The sequence below is a fragment of the Streptomyces sp. NPDC055254 genome (assembly GCF_053606025.1).
The window spans coordinates 114,905-130,592 of sequence record NZ_JBSGQV010000012.1; the positions used below are offsets into that span (position 1 = coordinate 114,905).

General features: G+C 72.8%; 18 protein-coding genes. 9 read left to right on the plus strand and 9 right to left on the minus strand.

What is annotated here, in order from left to right:
• The first annotated feature begins 36 nt into the window (after positions 1-36).
• Both ACWFQ8_RS15200 and ACWFQ8_RS15205 read left to right on the plus strand, forming a co-directional pair.
• Entirely contained in the window at positions 37-786 is a 750-nt protein-coding gene (locus tag ACWFQ8_RS15200) for an HD domain-containing protein (protein WP_453786676.1), read from the plus strand.
• A 132-nt stretch (positions 787-918) separates the two neighbouring features.
• Positions 919-2,142, plus strand: a complete 1,224-nt coding sequence (locus ACWFQ8_RS15205) for a Cmx/CmrA family chloramphenicol efflux MFS transporter (RefSeq protein WP_453786677.1) — start codon at positions 919-921, stop codon at positions 2,140-2,142.
• 6 nt (positions 2,143-2,148) lie between these two features.
• On the opposite strand, the gene ACWFQ8_RS15210 is transcribed toward ACWFQ8_RS15205, so the two are convergent.
• Positions 2,149-2,418: a DUF4031 domain-containing protein gene (locus ACWFQ8_RS15210; protein ID WP_453786678.1), complete on the minus strand. Its 270-nt coding sequence runs from the start codon at positions 2,416-2,418 to the stop codon at positions 2,149-2,151.
• A gap of 7 nt (positions 2,419-2,425) precedes the next feature.
• The gene (locus tag ACWFQ8_RS15215) at positions 2,426-2,806 is read right to left on the minus strand and encodes a hypothetical protein (protein WP_453786679.1); all 381 of its coding nucleotides are present in this window, start codon (positions 2,804-2,806) and stop codon (positions 2,426-2,428) included.
• Between the two features lie 262 nt (positions 2,807-3,068).
• Here ACWFQ8_RS15215 and ACWFQ8_RS15220 point away from each other — a divergent pair, with 262 nt between their 5' ends.
• Genes ACWFQ8_RS15220 through ACWFQ8_RS15230 form a run of 3 tightly spaced genes read left to right on the plus strand, consistent with a single transcriptional unit; the run spans position 3,069 to position 6,562 of the window.
• Positions 3,069-3,977, plus strand: coding sequence for a MurR/RpiR family transcriptional regulator (locus ACWFQ8_RS15220; RefSeq protein WP_453786730.1), 909 nt, complete (start codon positions 3,069-3,071; stop codon positions 3,975-3,977).
• Complete coding sequence (murQ, locus tag ACWFQ8_RS15225) at positions 3,974-4,897, plus strand: N-acetylmuramic acid 6-phosphate etherase (protein WP_453786680.1); 924 nt, start codon at positions 3,974-3,976, stop codon at positions 4,895-4,897. The genes ACWFQ8_RS15220 and murQ overlap by 4 nt, the downstream gene beginning before the upstream one ends.
• A 60-nt stretch (positions 4,898-4,957) precedes the next feature.
• The gene (locus ACWFQ8_RS15230) at positions 4,958-6,562 is read left to right on the plus strand and encodes a PTS transporter subunit EIIC (protein ID WP_453786681.1); all 1,605 of its coding nucleotides are present in this window, start codon (positions 4,958-4,960) and stop codon (positions 6,560-6,562) included.
• 12 nt (positions 6,563-6,574) lie between these two features.
• Here ACWFQ8_RS15230 and ACWFQ8_RS15235 read toward each other — a convergent pair whose 3' ends face one another.
• Positions 6,575-6,832 (minus strand): hypothetical protein, encoded by a 258-nt coding sequence (locus ACWFQ8_RS15235; protein ID WP_453786682.1) that lies wholly within the window; start codon positions 6,830-6,832, stop codon positions 6,575-6,577.
• A gap of 286 nt (positions 6,833-7,118) precedes the next feature.
• Here ACWFQ8_RS15235 and ACWFQ8_RS15240 point away from each other — a divergent pair, with 286 nt between their 5' ends.
• Entirely contained in the window at positions 7,119-7,727 is a 609-nt protein-coding gene (locus ACWFQ8_RS15240; protein WP_453786683.1) for a GNAT family N-acetyltransferase, read from the plus strand.
• A gap of 104 nt (positions 7,728-7,831) precedes the next feature.
• Here the strand turns inward: ACWFQ8_RS15240 and ACWFQ8_RS15245 are convergent, their stop codons facing one another.
• On the minus strand, positions 7,832-8,362 hold the full coding sequence (locus ACWFQ8_RS15245) for an amidase (protein ID WP_453786684.1): 531 nt from the start codon (positions 8,360-8,362) through the stop codon (positions 7,832-7,834).
• Positions 8,359-8,580, minus strand: coding sequence for a hypothetical protein (locus ACWFQ8_RS15250; protein WP_453786685.1), 222 nt, complete (start codon positions 8,578-8,580; stop codon positions 8,359-8,361). The genes ACWFQ8_RS15245 and ACWFQ8_RS15250 overlap by 4 nt, the downstream gene beginning before the upstream one ends.
• Before the next feature lie 115 nt (positions 8,581-8,695).
• Between ACWFQ8_RS15250 and ACWFQ8_RS15255 the strand changes: the two genes are divergently transcribed.
• Positions 8,696-9,532, plus strand: a complete 837-nt coding sequence (locus tag ACWFQ8_RS15255; RefSeq protein ID WP_453786686.1) for a helix-turn-helix domain-containing protein — start codon at positions 8,696-8,698, stop codon at positions 9,530-9,532.
• Positions 9,516-9,779, plus strand: a complete 264-nt coding sequence (locus tag ACWFQ8_RS15260) for a DUF397 domain-containing protein (RefSeq protein ID WP_453786687.1) — start codon at positions 9,516-9,518, stop codon at positions 9,777-9,779. The genes ACWFQ8_RS15255 and ACWFQ8_RS15260 overlap by 17 nt, the downstream gene beginning before the upstream one ends.
• Before the next feature lie 2 nt (positions 9,780-9,781).
• On the opposite strand, the gene ACWFQ8_RS15265 is transcribed toward ACWFQ8_RS15260, so the two are convergent.
• The 3 genes from ACWFQ8_RS15265 to ACWFQ8_RS15275 form a co-directional block, all read right to left on the minus strand.
• On the minus strand, positions 9,782-10,414 hold the full coding sequence (locus tag ACWFQ8_RS15265) for a TetR family transcriptional regulator (protein ID WP_453786688.1): 633 nt from the start codon (positions 10,412-10,414) through the stop codon (positions 9,782-9,784).
• A 149-nt stretch (positions 10,415-10,563) separates the two neighbouring features.
• Positions 10,564-12,183: a right-handed parallel beta-helix repeat-containing protein gene (locus ACWFQ8_RS15270; protein ID WP_453786689.1), complete on the minus strand. Its 1,620-nt coding sequence runs from the start codon at positions 12,181-12,183 to the stop codon at positions 10,564-10,566.
• A 369-nt stretch (positions 12,184-12,552) separates the two neighbouring features.
• A complete protein-coding gene (locus ACWFQ8_RS15275) occupies positions 12,553-13,179 on the minus strand; it encodes a phosphoribosylanthranilate isomerase (protein ID WP_453786690.1) in 627 nt (208 codons plus the stop codon).
• Positions 13,180-13,397: 218 nt separating this feature from the next.
• On the opposite strand from ACWFQ8_RS15275, the gene ACWFQ8_RS15280 reads away from it, so the two are divergent.
• Positions 13,398-13,829, plus strand: coding sequence for a GNAT family N-acetyltransferase (locus ACWFQ8_RS15280; RefSeq protein WP_453786691.1), 432 nt, complete (start codon positions 13,398-13,400; stop codon positions 13,827-13,829).
• 146 nt (positions 13,830-13,975) lie between these two features.
• Here ACWFQ8_RS15280 and groL read toward each other — a convergent pair whose 3' ends face one another.
• Positions 13,976-15,598 carry a chaperonin GroEL gene (gene groL / locus ACWFQ8_RS15285; protein ID WP_453786692.1) on the minus strand — a complete coding sequence of 541 codons (1,623 nt, stop codon included), beginning with the start codon at positions 15,596-15,598 and terminating at the stop codon, positions 13,976-13,978.
• Positions 15,599-15,688 lie beyond the last annotated feature (90 nt).

Here is a 15,688-nt window from a genome sequence, read left to right on the forward strand (position 1 = left end):
CCACCAGCACCATCACGCCACCCCCACAATGTGCGCATGGACACAGGCACCCCGCACACCGACACGGCCGCCCAGGCGGGCGCCCACACCCCCGCCGACTCGGGCGCGGGCACCCCCGCCGGCACCCCCGCCGACACCTCCGCCGACACCGACGCCCTCCGCGCCCGCTTCCGGGCGACCGCCACCGCCGCCGGCGCGGCCGCCGCCACCGACCCCGCCCCCTACGCCGAGCGTCTCCTCACGGCCTGGGCGGAACCGCAGCGCCGCTACCACACCACCGCCCACCTGGCCGACGTCCTCGCGCGGATCGACGTCCTGGCACCCCACGCCGCCGACCCCGCCGCCGTGGAGCTCGCGGCCTGGTTCCACGACGCGGTCTACCGCCCCGACCGCTCCGAGAACGAGGAGCGCAGCGCCGCCCTCGCCGAGCGCGCCCTCCCCGAGCTGGGCATCGACGCCGCCCGCACCGCCGAGGTGGCCCGCCTGGTGCGGCTCACCGTCTCCCACGACCCCGCCCCCGGCGACACCAACGGCGAGGTGCTCTGCGACGCCGACCTGGCGGTCCTGGCCGGCGCCCCGCAGGCGTACGCGGCCTACGCCGCCGCCGTCCGCACCGAGTACGGCTTCGTCCCCGACGAGGCCTTCCGTACCGGCCGCGCCGCGGTCCTGCGCCGACTGCTCGACCTGCCGAGGCTCTTCCGCACGCCCTACGGCACCGCGCACTGGGAGACCCCCGCCCGCGCCAACCTCGCCGCCGAGCTCGCCGCCCTCGCCCCGCAGGCGTAACCGCGGCTGCGGTCCGGCGCCGGCCCGCCCGCCATCACCCACACACGTCACACGCCTGACACACTCGCGGGAATTTGATCCCGTTCACGACGGTTGATGACGTCCATGCCCGCAGTTTCAGCACGCCCCCGCATGCCCGTCGCCGTGTACGTCCTCGGCCTGTCCGTCTTCGCGCTCGGCACCAGCGAGTTCATGCTCTCCGGCCTGCTGCCGCCGATCGCGGAGGACATGGGCGTCACCATCCCGCAGGCCGGCCTGCTGATATCCGCCTTCGCGATCGGCATGGTCGTCGGCGCCCCGCTGCTGGCCGTGGCCACGCTGCGGCTGCCGCGCCGCACCACCCTCGTCTCCCTCATCAGCCTCTTCGGCCTCGGGCAGGTCGCCGGCGCGCTCGCCCCCTCGTACGAACTGCTCTTCGCCTCCCGCGTGGTCTCCGCCCTCGCCTGCGCCGGCTTCTGGGCCGTCGGCGCGGCCGTCGCCATCGCCATGGTCGACAAGGACCAGCGGGCCCGTGCGATGGCGGTCATGATCGGCGGCCTGTCCATCGCCAACGTCCTGGGCGTCCCCGCCGGCGCCTTCCTCGGCGAGCACCTGGGCTGGCGCTCCGCCTTCTGGTCGGTCGCCGCCGCCTCCGCGATCGCGCTCGTCGGCATCCTGGCGCTCATCCCCAAGATCCCGCTGCCCGTCGAGAAGCCGTCGCTGGGACGGGAGCTGCGCATCTACCGCGACCGCCAGGTGTGGCTGTCCATCGGCATCACCGCGCTGGCCGCGGGCGGCGTCTTCTGCGCCTTCAGCTACCTGTCCCCGCTGCTCACGGACGTGGCCGGGCTCGACTCGAAGTGGGTCCCGTGGATCCTCGGCCTGTTCGGCGCCGGCGCCCTGATCGGCACCACCATCGGCGGCCGGGTCGCGGACGCGCACCTGTTCGGCGTGATGATCTGGGGCATCACCGCCTCCACGGCCTTCCTGGCCGCGCTCGCCCTGCTGGCCCCGCTGCACGTCGCGGCGATCGCGCTGTCGTTCCTGATCGGCGTCTCGGCCTTCTTCACGGCTCCGGCGCTCAACGCCCGCATGTTCAACGTGGCCGGCGCCGCCCCGACCCTGGCCGGCGCCACCACCACGGCCGCCTTCAACCTGGGCAACACCGGCGGCCCCTGGCTCGGCGGCACCGTGATCGACGCGGGCCTGGGCTTCTCCGCCACCGCCTGGGCGGGCGCCGCCATGACGGTCACCGCGATCGCCCTGGCCGTCGCCGCCCTGCGCCTGGACCGCCGTACGCCCGCCGCGACCCGCGTGGTCACCTCCGGCGCCCCGGCCCCCAGGGCCGCCGAGGCCGCAGCCCCCGCCCGCGCCTGACCGCCGCTACGCCTGCTCCCGGCCCTTCGGCCGGCGCAGGCCCGCCGCCGTGAGCCGGCGGACCAGTTCCTTGCTGCCGATCTCCACCGCGCCGGCGCCCACCGCGTCCGCGTAGCGGTACGAGGGCACGTCGTAGTGGTCCCGCTCGAACGCCCGCGGCGGGCAGCCGATGGCCGCGGCGAAGGCGTGCAGTTCCTCGTACGAGACGTCGCTGACCAGGTGCGACCACATGCGGCCGTGGCCGGGCCAGGTCGGCGGGTCGATGTACACCGTCACGGGTGGTTCACCGGGCGCCGGGTTGCAGGACGGCACCGAGGCCGCCCACCGGCGCCACCCGGACGCCCGCCTCCGAGCACACCCAGTGCGGGTCCGGTCCCAGCTCCGGCTCCACGTCCAGGGCGTGCGGATCGCCGTGCGCACAGACCGGGCACAGCGGCCAGCGCCCGTACTTCTCCAGCAGGGCGTCCTGGACGTCCTGGGCGACGAGTCCGGGAAGGTAGCCGACCCCCTCCGGCCACTGCTCCACCCACCACCGGCGGTGCGTGACCGAGTCCTCGACGAGGGAGACGACATCGGCGTCGGCGACCTGGCCCGCGGCGAGGTCGGCGAGAACGAGTGCGCGGGCGACGTGCAGCGCCTGCTCCAGGGGGGGTGCGGGATCCATGCGCCCATTGTGGACCCGGACGGCCCAACCGGTGAAGGTCCGTCCGCCCGGCGGCGTATGGCTCCTTGACCCTCGACCGCCCTGAAAATAGCTTTCAGCAGTGAGCAAGAACACGAAAGAAACTTTCACGCCGCCGGCCGACACCGCCCCGCAGGCCCCGCCCGGCCCGGCGGTCGCGCCCGGCCCGCAGGCCCCGCCCGGCCCGGCGGTCGCGAAACCGCCCGCCCCGCCGGCCAAGGCGCCCGCGCCGGCGCCCGCCGAGCTGCGGGCCCGCGTACGGGCCCTCGCGCCGTCCATGACCCGCTCCATGCAGGCCGTCGCCGAGGCCGTCGCCCGCGACCCGGCCGGCTGCTCCCGGCTCACCGTCTCCGCCCTCGCCGAGCACACCGGCACCAGCGAGGCCACCGTCGTCCGCACCGCCCGCCTCCTCGGCTACCCCGGCTACCGCGACCTGCGCCTCGCGCTGGCCGCCCTCGCCGCCCAGCAGGAGTCCGGCGCCGCGCCCGCGCTCACCGTCGACATAGCGGTCGACGACCCCATCGAGGACGTCGTCGCCAAGCTGGCGCACGAGGAGGCGCAGACCCTCGCCGACACCGCCGCCGGCCTCGACCTGACCCAGCTCGCCTCCGCCGTCAGCGCGCTCGCCACCGCCCGCCGCATCGACATCTACGGCGTCGGCGCCTCCGCGCTCGTCGGCCAGGACCTCGCCCAGAAACTGCTCCGCATCGGCCTCGTCGCACACGCCCACAGCGACCCCCACCTCGCCGTCACCAACGCCGTCCAGCTGCGCCCCGGCGACGTGGCCGTCGCCGTGACCCACTCCGGCTCCACGGGCGACGTGATCGAGCCCCTCCGCACGGCCTTCGAGCGAGGCGCCACCACCATCGCCCTCACCGGCCGCCCGGGCGCCCCCGTCGCCCACTACGCCGATCTCGTACTGGCCACCTCCGCCGCCCGCGAGAGCCGGCTGCGCCCGGCCGCGATGTCCAGCCGGACCAGCCAGCTCCTCGTCGTCGACTGCCTGTTCGTCGGCGTCGCGCAGCGGACCTACGAGACCGCCGCCCCCGCCCTCGCCGCCTCCTACGAGGCCCTCGCCCCCCGCCACCACCACCCCGTACCGACCGGCAGGCGCAGCCACGGCACCCACCCCCGCCAGGAGCACCGCCCATGACCTCCCACGCCGCACTCCGCGCCCAACTGGAGACCCTGACCACCGAGGCCTTCCGTCCCGAACTGGCCGAGATCGACCGGCTGTCCACCCTCGACATCGCCCGCACCATGAACGCCGAGGACGCCACCGTCCCGGCCGCCGTCGCCGGGCAGTTGCCGCGGATCGCCGCCGCCGTCGACGCCATCGCCGCGCGCATGGCCCGCGGCGGCCGGCTGGTCTACGCGGGAGCCGGCACCGCCGGCCGGATGGGGGTCCTGGACGCCAGCGAGTGCCCGCCCACCTTCAACACCGACCCGTCCCAGGTCGTCGGCCTCATCGCGGGCGGCCCCTCGGCCATGGCCAAGTCCGTCGAGGGCGCGGAGGACTCCGCGGAGCTGGCCGCCGGGGACCTCACCGCGCTGGAGATCGGGCCCGACGACACCGTCGTCGGCATCTCCGCCTCCGGCCGCACCCCGTACGCGATCGGCGCGGTCGAGTTCGCCCGTACCCGCGGCGCGCTCACCGTCGGGCTCTCCTGCAACGCGGGCTCCGCGCTCGCCGCGGCCGCCGAGCACGGCATCGAGGTCGTCGTCGGGCCCGAGCTGCTCACCGGCTCCACCCGGCTGAAGGCGGGCACGGCCCAGAAGCTGGTGCTGAACCTGATCTCGACCGTCACGATGATCCGCCTCGGGAAGACCTACGGGAACCTGATGGTCGACATGCGCTCCTCGAACGAGAAGCTGCGCGCCCGCGCCCGCCGCATCGTGTCCCTGGCCACCGGCGCGCCCGACGCGGAGATCGAGGCCGCGCTGAGCGCCACCGGCGGCGAGGTCAAGAACGCCGTCCTCGTGATCCTCGGCGGCGTCGACGGCCCGGAAGCCGCCGAGCTGCTCGCCGCCTCGCGGGGACACCTCCGCGCGGCCCTCGCCGCGACCCGCTGACCCCGCCCCGCGGGCGGCCCCGCCCTCGCACCGCCCGCTCCCCCGACGCAAGGCGACCACATGTCCACTGACAAGAACCGCGCCACAGCCGCCGCGATCCTCCCTCTGGTCGGCGGCCCGGACAACATCACCTCCATCGCGCACTGCATGACCCGCCTGCGCATCGGCCTCCGGGACCGGAGCCTGGTCCGGGACGAGGCCCTGCGCGCCCTCCCGGCGGTCATGGGCGTGGTCGAGGACGACACGTACCAGATCGTCCTCGGCCCGGGCGCCGTCGCCCGGGTGACGCCGGAATTCGAGGCGCTGGTGGCGCGGGCCCGCTCGGCGGCCCCCGCCGCGGCCCCGGCGGCCCCGGCCTCGACCGCCCCCGCCGCGCCCGACGCCCCGGCCGCCCCGGCCGCCCTAGCCGCCCGAGGCGTCACCGCCGACGCGCTGGCGGACCGCGGCACGGCCATCAAGCAGGCGCGGAAGGCGAAGAACGCGACCCCGTTCAAGCTGTTCCTGCGCCGCGTCGCGAACATCTTCGTCCCGCTGATCCCGGCCCTCATCGGCTGCGGCATCATCGCGGGACTCAACGGCGTCCTGATGAACATGGGCCGGCTGCCCGCCCTCGTCCCGGCACTGGCCGCCATCGCCTCCGGCTTCATGTCCCTGATCGCCGTCTTCGTCGGCTACAACACCGCCAAGGAGTTCGGCGGTACGGCGATCCTCGGTGGCGCGGTCGCCGCGATCATCGTCTTCCCCGGCGTCGCCAAGATCGACGCCTTCGGCCAGTCCCTCTCCCCCGGCCAGGGCGGCGTCCTCGGCGCCCTCGCCGCCGCGCTGCTCGCCGTCCAGGTCGAGAAGTGGTGCCGCAGGTGGGTCCCCGAGGCCGTGGACGTCCTGCTCACCCCCACCCTCACCGTGCTCGTCTCCGGCCTGGTCACCCTGTTCGGCCTGATGTTCCTCGCCGGTGAGGCCTCCGCCGCCATCGGTACGTTCGCCACCTGGCTGCTCGCCACCGGGGGCGCCTTCGCCGGCCTCGTCCTGGGCGGGCTCTTCCTCCCCCTGGTCATGCTGGGCCTGCACCAGGCGCTGGTCCCCCTCCACACCACCCTCATCGAACAGGCCGGCCACACCGTCCTGCTGCCCATCCTGGCCATGGCCGGCGCGGGCCAGGTCGGCGCCGCCATCGCCGTCTACTACCGGCTCCCGCGCAACCGTTCGCTGCGCACCACCATCAAGTCCGCGCTCCCGGCCGGTTTCCTGGGCGTCGGCGAGCCCCTGATCTACGGGGTCTCCCTGCCGCTCGGCCGCCCCTTCATCACCGCCTGCGTGGGCGGCGCGGCGGGCGGGGCGTTCATCGGCCTCTGCAACCAGCTCGGCACGGCCTTCGGCTCCACCGCCATCGGCCCCTCGGGCTGGGCCCTGTTCCCGCTGCTCGACGGCACGTCGGGCATGGGCGCGACCATCGCCGTCTACGGGGGCGGCCTGGCGGTCGGCTACCTGGTGGGCTTCGTCGCCACGTACTTCTTCGGCTTCACCCAGCGGATGCTGGCCGACCTCGACACCGACCCGGACCCCTCGGCCCCGGCCGGCGCGGCGTCCCCGTCCGCGTCCGTGTCCCCGTCCTCGTCCCCGTCGACGCCGACGTCGGCGTCCGGCAAGGAACCGGCTCTGACCTGAGCCGCCCGGGCCTCAGCTCTGCACGAGCCGCACCGCGAACGCGAAGACGGCCGCCGACAGCAGGACGACGCTGTACCCCGCGAGCAGCCTGCGGCGCCCCCGTCGCAGGCCGCCGACCGCCGAAGCGAGCCCGAACCCGGCGGCCGCCACTCCGAGCACCCCGAGCACCGCACCCGCCCAGTACGCCCAGCCGTACTCCCCGAGGTACCGCAACAACGCGGTGGCGGGCACCAACAGCCCCAACGCCGGCAGGCTGTCCGCGAACGACACCTCCCCCACCGCCCGGCCCCGCCCGGCGGCCCCAGCCGGGCCCGTTCGCCCGGCCGACCCCGCCACCCCGGCGCCCGCCGCCCCGGCCCCCGCCGGGCCCGTTCGCCCGGCCGGGCCGGTGTGCTGTTCCGGCGTCTCCCGCTCCGACATCCCCGCGCCTCTCCCGTACCGCGCGCCCCGTACGCTGCGTCCCCCCCCGCGAAGACGCCCGCCCCTCCCCCCGGGTTGCGCCGCCGGCCGCGCCTCCCCCGTACCGCGCGCCGCGCACGCGTACCGGCATGATCGGATGGTGATCGACTCCGCAGTCACCCCTCCGCCCCCGGCGATACCGCCCGTGGTCCCGGCCGGCCGGATGCGTGCGCTCCCGCAGCCCGAGTTCGCCCTCCCCGGCGGCGCGCTGCTGCGCCCCTGGGCCCCGTACGACGTGCCCGCGCTCGTGGCGTCCTGCCTCGACCCCGACATCCGGCACTGGAACCGCCCGTCCCCCCTCACCCCGTCGCAGGCGCACGCCCGGATCGCGCGCTGGCAGGAGCGCTGGCGGGCCGAGGAGGCCGCCGTGTGGGCCGTCTCCCCCGCCGCCGGCGGCCCGGCCGTCGGCCTGATCGGACTGGGCGACCTCGACCTCGCGGGCGGCAGCGGCGAGTTCCTCTACTGGCTGCTGCCCGCAGGACGCGGCACCGGGGTGATGGTGGAGGCCACCGAGGCCGTCAGCCGCTGGGCCTTCGACGACCTCGGGCTGCACCGCCTGCGCATCACCCACTCCGTGGCGAACCCGGCCTCCTGCGCCGTCGCGCTCAAGGCCGGCTTCCTCCTGGAGGGCACCATGCGCGGCGCCCTCCTCCACTGCGACGGCTGGCACGACGAGCACCTGCACGCCCGTCTGCGCACCGACTGAGAGGTCGACCGCCGTCCGGCGCGGACGGCCCGCGAGGCGGTCGGGTTGCGCCAGGGCCCCGTCCCGGGCGGCCGACTCCCGCGCCCGGACCGGTTTCCCCGCGCTCACCCCGAGGCCGCGGCCACCTCCCCCTCGGAGGCCGCGGTCCGCAGGAACCGCTCCAGGTCGGCCACGCCGTAACCGAGCTTGGGCCCCCGCTCGGCCGCCATCAGCAGCAGCTGCCCCACGACCTCGGCCCCCCATCCGTCCGTACCGTCCGCCGACCACTCCCACAGCCGGTCGACGCCGAGCCCGGTCATCAGCAGCCCGTGCCCGCGCCGGACCTCCGCGCACAGCTCCGCCACCGCGTCCAGCAACCGCCCGCCCGGCCGCTCGCACCGCAGCCCAAGACACCCCCCGAGGTCCTCGACCGCGCACCCCCGGGGCGGGCTCGCGCGGAGCCCCTCGTAGCGCGGATCGTCGAAGCCCGGATACCCCTCGACCGGGCAGTGGATCAGCGTGAACCGGTGCCACCCGGGCCGCGCGGGCGACCGCGGCCCGCCGGACGCCCCCCACGGCGCCAGGACCGTCTCCAGTCCGCGCAGTTTCCAGCCGAGCTCGAAGGCGAACTGCGCGGCATCGACCGCCTCGCTCACCTGCCCACCGCCCGCTCGTGCAGGACGGCGGCGAGCCGGAGCGCGGTGTCCAGGTTGCAGCGTCCGAGGTCCACGAGCGGCAGACCGTAGGAACCGGCGGCGGAGACCCGTTCCACATCGAGCGAGGGGAAGAGCACCCCCACCCCGGCGAGGGACTCCTTGAGCTGCTGGACGGCCTCTTCCGCCGCTCGCATGCGCTCCTGTGGGGTGAGCACCATGACATGTCACCTTTCTACTCTGAGTATCCGACTTCGACACTCAGCGTGGCGACGTGCTCGCTAGCCTTTCAAGTGCGGACCCGCAACAACCGCGAGCGTTGGCCAGGGAGTTTCCATGCCAGGAAAGAACCTCGACCCCTCCTCCTCACCCCGCGCCCTCCTCGGCGCCGAACTCCGCGTGGCGCGCGAGCGCGTCGGCAAAAGCCAGGCCGAGTTGGGCGAACCTCTCTTCGTCAGTGGCTCCTTCATCGGCCAACTGGAGGCCGGTACGCGCCGCATGCACCTCGACTTCGCGCGCCAGATAGACGACATCCTCGACACGGGCGGATTCTTCGCCCGCAACTGCGGGGCGGCGGCCAAGTCCAAATACCCCGATCACTTCGCGGCGGCGGCCGAAGCCGAGGCGCTGGCGACGGCCATCCGGGAGTACGCGCCGCAGCTCATTCCCGGGCTGCTCCAGACCGAGGCCTACGCGCGGGAGGTGTTCCGCGCATACCAGCCGACGGCCACGGAAGCGACCATCGACGAACTGGTTGCCAACCGACTGGCGCGCGCCGCGCTGCTGAACGAGCCAACAACCCCGCTGTTTTGGTGCGTACTTGACGAGTCCGTCCTTCGCCGACGTGGGGACCAGCCGGCGCTCATGGCCGAGGCGCTTCGCCACATCGCTCGCCTGATCCGATCGCACCGGATCATCGTGCAGGTACTCCCGTTCAGCGCGGGTCTCCACGCGGGCATGCTGGGATCCCTCAAGCTGATGTCCTTCGACGACGCACCACCACTCGCGTATGTGCAAGGCATGGGTACGGGGCAGCTCTTCGATGATCCGGCCACGGTCGCTCAGCACACCCTGACCTACGATCTCCTCACGGCCAACGCGCTGTCGCCGCGCGAGTCCCTAGCCTTGATCGAATCGGTCGCGGAGGAATACGAACATGACCAGCACGCCTGAGTACGACCTCTCGACAGCGATGTGGCACAAGTCCTCTTACAGCGGCGGCGACGGCGGGGACTGCCTGGAGGTGGCCACCTGGCGGAAGTCCACATACAGCGACGGCACCGGCGGGGACTGTCTCGAAGTGGCCGACGGCCACACCGGCCTCGTCCCGGTGAGGGACTCCAAGCGGCCCGAAGGCCCGCACGTGGTGTTCCGGGCACGGGCCTGGGCGACCTTCGTCTCGGCGCTCCGAGAGAGCTGAACTCATTTCAGTAGTTTCACCGCGGCGTCAGCCAGTCGTCGAGCGGTGCAGTGCTGTTCGGCGGCAGGCAGGATGAGATGACTGATGGTCATGCGAACGATGACGTCCGCCGTCATTTCGAGTGCCGCTGCGCCTTGCTCCGGGTACCGCGTGGCCAGCCAGCTCTGGACGAGGCTCTGGCTGGCGTTGAATATCGGATCCGCTCGCGCGGTGAGGTAGGGGAGCAGATTGTCGGAGCCTTCGCGGGCAGCTGCGATGACGGCCCGGATCAGGGGCTGGTCGTCGGCTTCCCTGAGCACGTAGAGGATGGCACTTTCGAGACAGGCGTGCGGGTCGGGGAGGCCGGGATAGAGGGTGTCGGCCACCCCGGCGAGGAATTGCTGGGTTTCGCGGACCACCAGTGCGCGTCCCAGGCCGGCTCGGCTGCCGAACTCCTTGTATACCGAGGGGCGGGACACCTCGGCGCGGGCCGCGACGGCAGAGAGGCTGACCCGGTCCCAGCCGGCATCGCAGGTGAGGTCGCGGGCGGCGTCCAGTACGCGCACTCTCATCTGTTTGCGCCAGGCGACGCGCGGAGGGTCGGGTACGGGTTCACCGGTGAGTGACTCCGTTCCGGTCTGATTCTGCTCTGCCATAACGGAAAGTCTGTCAGCAAGGCCGACCCGGCGGTGCGAGCGGCCCCGCGAACGGGGGCCCGCCGGGCCTGCGGTGGTACCGGCCCCTCGGAGCACGGGGGCGGGGCCGGTACCACGACCCGGCAGTCGAAGCGGTCCGGTCCCGAAGGTCAGGAGCGCTTGCGCCGGGCGGCAAGAAGAAGGCCGCCGCCGATGCCGAGGACGGCCGCCGCGATGCCGAGCGGGAGCACCGGGTCGGAGCCGCCTGTCTCTGCGAGCGGCCCGCTTCCGCCGTTCGGCTCCGGTCCGGAGTCATCGGCTCCGCCGGATGCCCGTGCGGCGGGCGGGCTGTCCGCGTCGGCTCCGCCCGAAGGCTGCCCCGGGGCAGGGGTACCGCTCTGCCGGCCGGGGGAAGCGGACCCGTTGCCGGCGGGCCCGGAGGCCCCTTGCGTTACGTTGCCCGCGATGAAGCCGTAGGCGCCGCGGTCGGGCGGGCCGGCCCGGCGGGCTCCGGTGAGGTCCGTGGTGACTGCTGCGAACGGGACGCCCGAGCCGATGGCGGGGGAGCCCTTGCTCAGCCGGAAGTCCGCGTGGGCCGTCGTGCCCGCGGCGGCGAACCGCGGGTCGGAGACGATGTCGTGCGCGCCCTTCACTTCGGGGGCCTTGCCGCCGAAGTAGACGTTGTAGTCGTAGGTGACGTCGACATTGCGGGACTTGCTGTTCGTCGCTTGGCCCGGCCGGCCGTAGGAGATGTTGTTGAGTAGTCGTACGTCGGTGCTGTCGTGCGCGAAGATGTTGGCGTAGCTCTCCATGCGGGTGCTGCGGCCGTTCATGTACGCCGTGTTGTGGACGATGTCGACGTGCTGGCTCTTGTAGGAGTGGATTCCTGAGCCGCCGTTGTCGTACGAGAGGTTGTCGGCGACAAGCACACGTCCGCGGTAGGCGGGACTGTCATCGTCGCCCTTGAGGGTGTCGATGATGATGCCGTTACCGTCGGAGTAGCAGCCGCACTTCTCCCATTTGATCTTTGTTTCGTTGTCGTGGACACGGTTGCCGGTAATGCGGATCTTGTATTCCTGCGCGTCACCGCCGCCGACGTCGCGCGGGGTGAGGATGGAGATTCCACTGGTCGCGTAGACCGTGTACCACGAATTCGAGTAGACGTGGTTGTTGGAGACGGTCACGTGGTCGGAGTCCATCACCGCGATGCCGCCGCCGGCGCAGTGGTGTATCTCGTTGCCGATCACCTCGATGTGGTGCGAGGGGGCGCCGGTGGATCTGTTGCGTTCCACGGAGATGCAGTTGGTGTTGAACGTGGGGTCCGTCTTGTTCGCCCCGCGCTCCGCCGCGGCCAGGTTCAGGGCGTCGTTGTTGCCCTTGATCTCCAGGCCCTTGATGGTGATGTAGGACGCACCGTTGACGGCGATCGCGTTCCATGCGCTGACCGCCTGGATCACCGGGTGGTGGCCCTGGTGCGCGGTGAAGGTTATGGGGGCGCCGGGGAGGCCTGAGCGGGTGAGGCTCAAGACGTTGGAGCCCTTGGAGTGTTCGGAGTACGTACCGTTCATGATCGAGACGGTGTCGCCGGGGCCCGCACTGTCCGCGGCCTTCTGGAGGGTGCGGAAGGGGGCTCCGGCCGAGGTTCCCGGGTTGCCGTCATCGCCGCTGGGGCTGACGAAGTACGTGCCGGCCGCGGCGTGGGCGATGCCCGCTCCCATGGTGACAAGGCCGAGTGGGGCGGACGAAGCAAGCAGTGCCGCGGTCACGGCGAGGGTGCTCGTGCGTTTCATTGTTGCCTGGTCTCCGAGATTGTCCTGGCGGCAGCGGTACGCGGCCTGCGTCGGCGGGAGCCGCAGGCAGGGGGAAGGGCGCAGGGGGCGCATCGCTCCGTGTCGCCGCGCCGGGGTCAGAGCGCTCGGCGCTGCGCCCCCAAGTCCGCTGTGAGGGGCATGAGTTGCGTGAGTGACAGTCGCAGACCGAAAAACCGTATGCAACCCCCGTCCCGGTGTAAGCATTTTGACGCACCGTCAGTTATTGGTTCGGCCCTCGCCGACCGGGCGGGGCATGGCCACGGCCCGCTGGGCGTCAGAAGACGGCGACGGCGGAATCCTCGGACCCGGACGACTCCTCCCCGGCCGGCACGGAATCTCTGACTCAGGTCACTGGTGCTCGGCGGCGGCGGCGCGGGCGGCCTGCACGAAGGCGCGGATCAGCTCCGGGGACTTCACCCCGCGCTCCCGTTCCACCCCGCTGGACACGTCCACGCCCCAGGCGCCGGTGATCCGGACGGCCTCCCCGACATTGGCCGGGGTGAGCCCGCCCGCCAGCAACCACCGGCCCTCGGGCGCCGTGAACCGGGCCGAGCCCCAGTTCCACGGCCGGCCCGACCCCGGATCGGGGGCGTCGAGCAGCAGCAGGTCCTCCCCGTACTCCCCGCAGCGCTCCACCTGCTCGGCCGTGGCCCGCAGCAGCGTCCGGCCCGGCGCGCGGAGGTCCCCGTAGTACTCGGGCCCCTCGTCCCCGTGCAGCTGCACGGCCCGGACCCCGCTCTCCTCGGTCAGTCGCCGGACCTCCGCGAGGGACTGTCCCCGGAACACCCCGACGGTCAGCACCCCGTCCGGCACCCGCCCGGCCAGCTCCCGCGCCTCGGCGGCGCCGACGGTCCGCGGGCTGCCGGGGGCGAAGACGAAGCCGACGGCGTCCGCCCCGGCCGCGACGGCCGCATCCACGTCATGGGCGGTCCTGAGGCCGCAGATCTTCACGAACAGTGCGCTGCTTTCGCTCATGCCCCGAGTCAACCAAACCCCGGGACCCCCCGCCGCCCCGTCCCGAACCCCGGGCACTCCGGCACTCCCGGCCCTCACCTGGTGAGGCACGGGCACAGCACGTCACGCGGCGGAATCGAGGGTGCCCGGCACGACTTCTGAGCCCGGCCCCGGCAGCCGGCCCCCGGCAGTCCGGAATCCGTTCGGCCGGACGCCGCGGCGCACGCAGAATGAGTGCCATGAACGACAACGGGGTGGACATCGCCACAGGCGGACCGGACTCCGAGCTCGACGCGCGGTTGAGCAAGGAGCTGGACGCCTTCAACCAGGCGGCGACGGCAGGGCACGAGCAGTCCGAATTCACCGTACGGATCACGGACGCGGACGGCGCGCTCGTCGCGGGACTGTCCGGCTGGAGCTGGGGCGACCGCGCGGGCATCGGGATGACCTGGGTCCGCGAGGACTGCCGGGGCGGAGGCTGGGGCGCGAAGCTGCTGGCCGCGGCCGAGGAGGAGGCCCGCCGCCGGGGCTGCGCCACGATCCTGGTCTCGTCCTTCACCTTCCAGGCGCCGGCCTTCTACGCCCGCCACGGCTACGCGGAGACGGCCCGCGTCCCGGGTTTCCCGGCCGGCCACGAGGACGTGTACTTCCTCAAGCGGCTCAAGCCCTGATCCCGGCACCGCCGGGCGATCCCGAAGAACCCGCCGGAACGCCCGAGGAACCCGGAACGCCCGAGGAACCCGCCGGAACGCCCGAGGGCGGCACCCCCGCGGGGGTGCCGCCCTCGTTCGAGAACAGCCGATCAGCCAGGGGCCGATCAGAAGTCCATGTCACCGCCCGGCATGCCGCCGCCCGCGGGGGCACCGGCCTTCTCGGGCTTGTCGGCGATGACGGCCTCGGTCGTCAGGAACAGCGCGGCGATCGACGCGGCGTTCTGCAGCGCGGAGCGCGTGACCTTCGCCGGGTCGATGATGCCCTCGGCGATCATGTCGACGTACTTGCCGGTCGCGGCGTTCAGGCCGTGACCGATCGGCAGGTTGCGCACCTTCTCGACGACGACGCCACCCTCAAGGCCACCGTTGACGGCGATCTGCTTGAGCGGGGCCTCCAGGGCCAGGCGCACGGCGTTGGCGCCGGTCGCCTCGTCGCCCGTGAGCTCCAGCTTCTCGAAGACCGCGGAGGCCTGCAGCAGGGCCACGCCACCACCGGCGACGATGCCCTCCTCGACGGCCGCCTTCGCGTTGCGAACGGCGTCCTCGATGCGGTGCTTGCGCTCCTTGAGCTCCACCTCGGTCGCGGCGCCGGCCTTGATGACGGCCACGCCGCCGGCCAGCTTCGCGAGGCGCTCCTGGAGCTTCTCGCGGTCGTAGTCCGAGTCGGAGTTCTCGATCTCGGCGCGGATCTGGTTCACGCGACCGGCGACCTGGTCGCTGTCACCGGCACCGTCGACGATGGTGGTCTCGTCCTTGGTGATGACGACCTTGCGGGCGCGGCCCAGGAGGTCGAGACCGGCGTTCTCCAGCTTGAGGCCGACCTCCTCGGAGATGACGGTGCCACCGGTGAGGATGGCGATGTCGCCGAGCATGGCCTTGCGGCGGTCACCGAAGCCCGGGGCCTTGACGGCGACGGACTTGAAGGTGCCGCGGATCTTGTTGACGACCAGGGTCGACAGGGCCTCGCCCTCGACGTCCTCGGCGATGATCAGCAGCGGCTTGCCGGACTGCATGACCTTCTCCAGGAGCGGCAGCAGGTCCTTGACCGAGCCGATCTTGGAGTTGACGATCAGGATGTACGGGTCGTCGAGGGACGACTCCATGCGCTCCATGTCGGTGGCGAAGTACGCCGAGATGTAGCCCTTGTCGAAGCGCATGCCCTCGGTGAGCTCAAGCTCCAGACCGAAGGTCTGCGACTCCTCGACGGTGATGACGCCTTCCTTGCCGACCTTGTCCATGGCCTCGGCGATGAGCTCGCCGATCTGGGTGTCGGCGGCGGAGATGGAGGCCGTGGAAGCGATCTGCTCCTTGGTCTCGACATCCTTGGCCTGGGCGAGCAGGGCGGCGGAGACGGCCTCGACGGCCTTCTCGATACCACGCTTGAGGGCCATCGGGTTGGCGCCGGCGGCTACGTTGCGCAGGCCCTCGCGGACGAGCGCCTGAGCCAGCACCGTGGCGGTGGTCGTACCGTCGCCGGCGACGTCGTCCGTCTTCTTGGCGACTTCCTTGACCAGCTCGGCGCCGATCTTCTCGTACGGGTCCTCGAGCTCGATCTCCTTGGCGATGGAGACACCATCGTTGGTGATCGTGGGGGCGCCCCACTTCTTCTCAAGGACGACGTTGCGACCCTTGGGGCCAAGGGTGACCTTGACGGCGTCGGCGAGCTGGTTCATCCCACGCTCGAGACCGCGCCGGGCCTCCTCGTCGAACGCAATGATCTTGGCCATCTGAAGTGGTCCTCCCGGACAGGGGTGGATTGCTCCGGACCGCGCCCGCGCCCGCGACGGACGGCCTGAGTGCCCGGCGGTTCCTTCCCG

What these genes read in the sequence shown, in the direction of transcription:
- ACWFQ8_RS15260 (WP_453786687.1), top strand. Translation starts at nt 9,516, where the DNA reads ATGACCAGCACGCCTGAGTACGACCTCTCGACAGCGATGTGGCACAAG.
- ACWFQ8_RS15215 (WP_453786679.1), bottom strand. Translation starts at nt 2,806, where the DNA reads ATGGATCCCGCACCCCCCCTGGAGCAGGCGCTGCACGTCGCCCGCGCA.
- ACWFQ8_RS15280 (WP_453786691.1), top strand. Translation starts at nt 13,398, where the DNA reads ATGAACGACAACGGGGTGGACATCGCCACAGGCGGACCGGACTCCGAG.
- ACWFQ8_RS15270 (WP_453786689.1), bottom strand. Translation starts at nt 12,183, where the DNA reads ATGAAACGCACGAGCACCCTCGCCGTGACCGCGGCACTGCTTGCTTCG.
- ACWFQ8_RS15250 (WP_453786685.1), bottom strand. Translation starts at nt 8,580, where the DNA reads ATGGTGCTCACCCCACAGGAGCGCATGCGAGCGGCGGAAGAGGCCGTC.
- ACWFQ8_RS15265 (WP_453786688.1), bottom strand. Translation starts at nt 10,414, where the DNA reads ATGGCAGAGCAGAATCAGACCGGAACGGAGTCACTCACCGGTGAACCC.
- ACWFQ8_RS15200 (WP_453786676.1), top strand. Translation starts at nt 37, where the DNA reads ATGGACACAGGCACCCCGCACACCGACACGGCCGCCCAGGCGGGCGCC.
- ACWFQ8_RS15230 (WP_453786681.1), top strand. Translation starts at nt 4,958, where the DNA reads ATGTCCACTGACAAGAACCGCGCCACAGCCGCCGCGATCCTCCCTCTG.
- groL (WP_453786692.1), bottom strand. Translation starts at nt 15,598, where the DNA reads ATGGCCAAGATCATTGCGTTCGACGAGGAGGCCCGGCGCGGTCTCGAG.
- murQ (WP_453786680.1), top strand. Translation starts at nt 3,974, where the DNA reads ATGACCTCCCACGCCGCACTCCGCGCCCAACTGGAGACCCTGACCACC.
- ACWFQ8_RS15240 (WP_453786683.1), top strand. Translation starts at nt 7,119, where the DNA reads ATGGTGATCGACTCCGCAGTCACCCCTCCGCCCCCGGCGATACCGCCC.
- ACWFQ8_RS15255 (WP_453786686.1), top strand. Translation starts at nt 8,696, where the DNA reads ATGCCAGGAAAGAACCTCGACCCCTCCTCCTCACCCCGCGCCCTCCTC.
- ACWFQ8_RS15205 (WP_453786677.1), top strand. Translation starts at nt 919, where the DNA reads ATGCCCGTCGCCGTGTACGTCCTCGGCCTGTCCGTCTTCGCGCTCGGC.
- ACWFQ8_RS15275 (WP_453786690.1), bottom strand. Translation starts at nt 13,179, where the DNA reads ATGAGCGAAAGCAGCGCACTGTTCGTGAAGATCTGCGGCCTCAGGACC.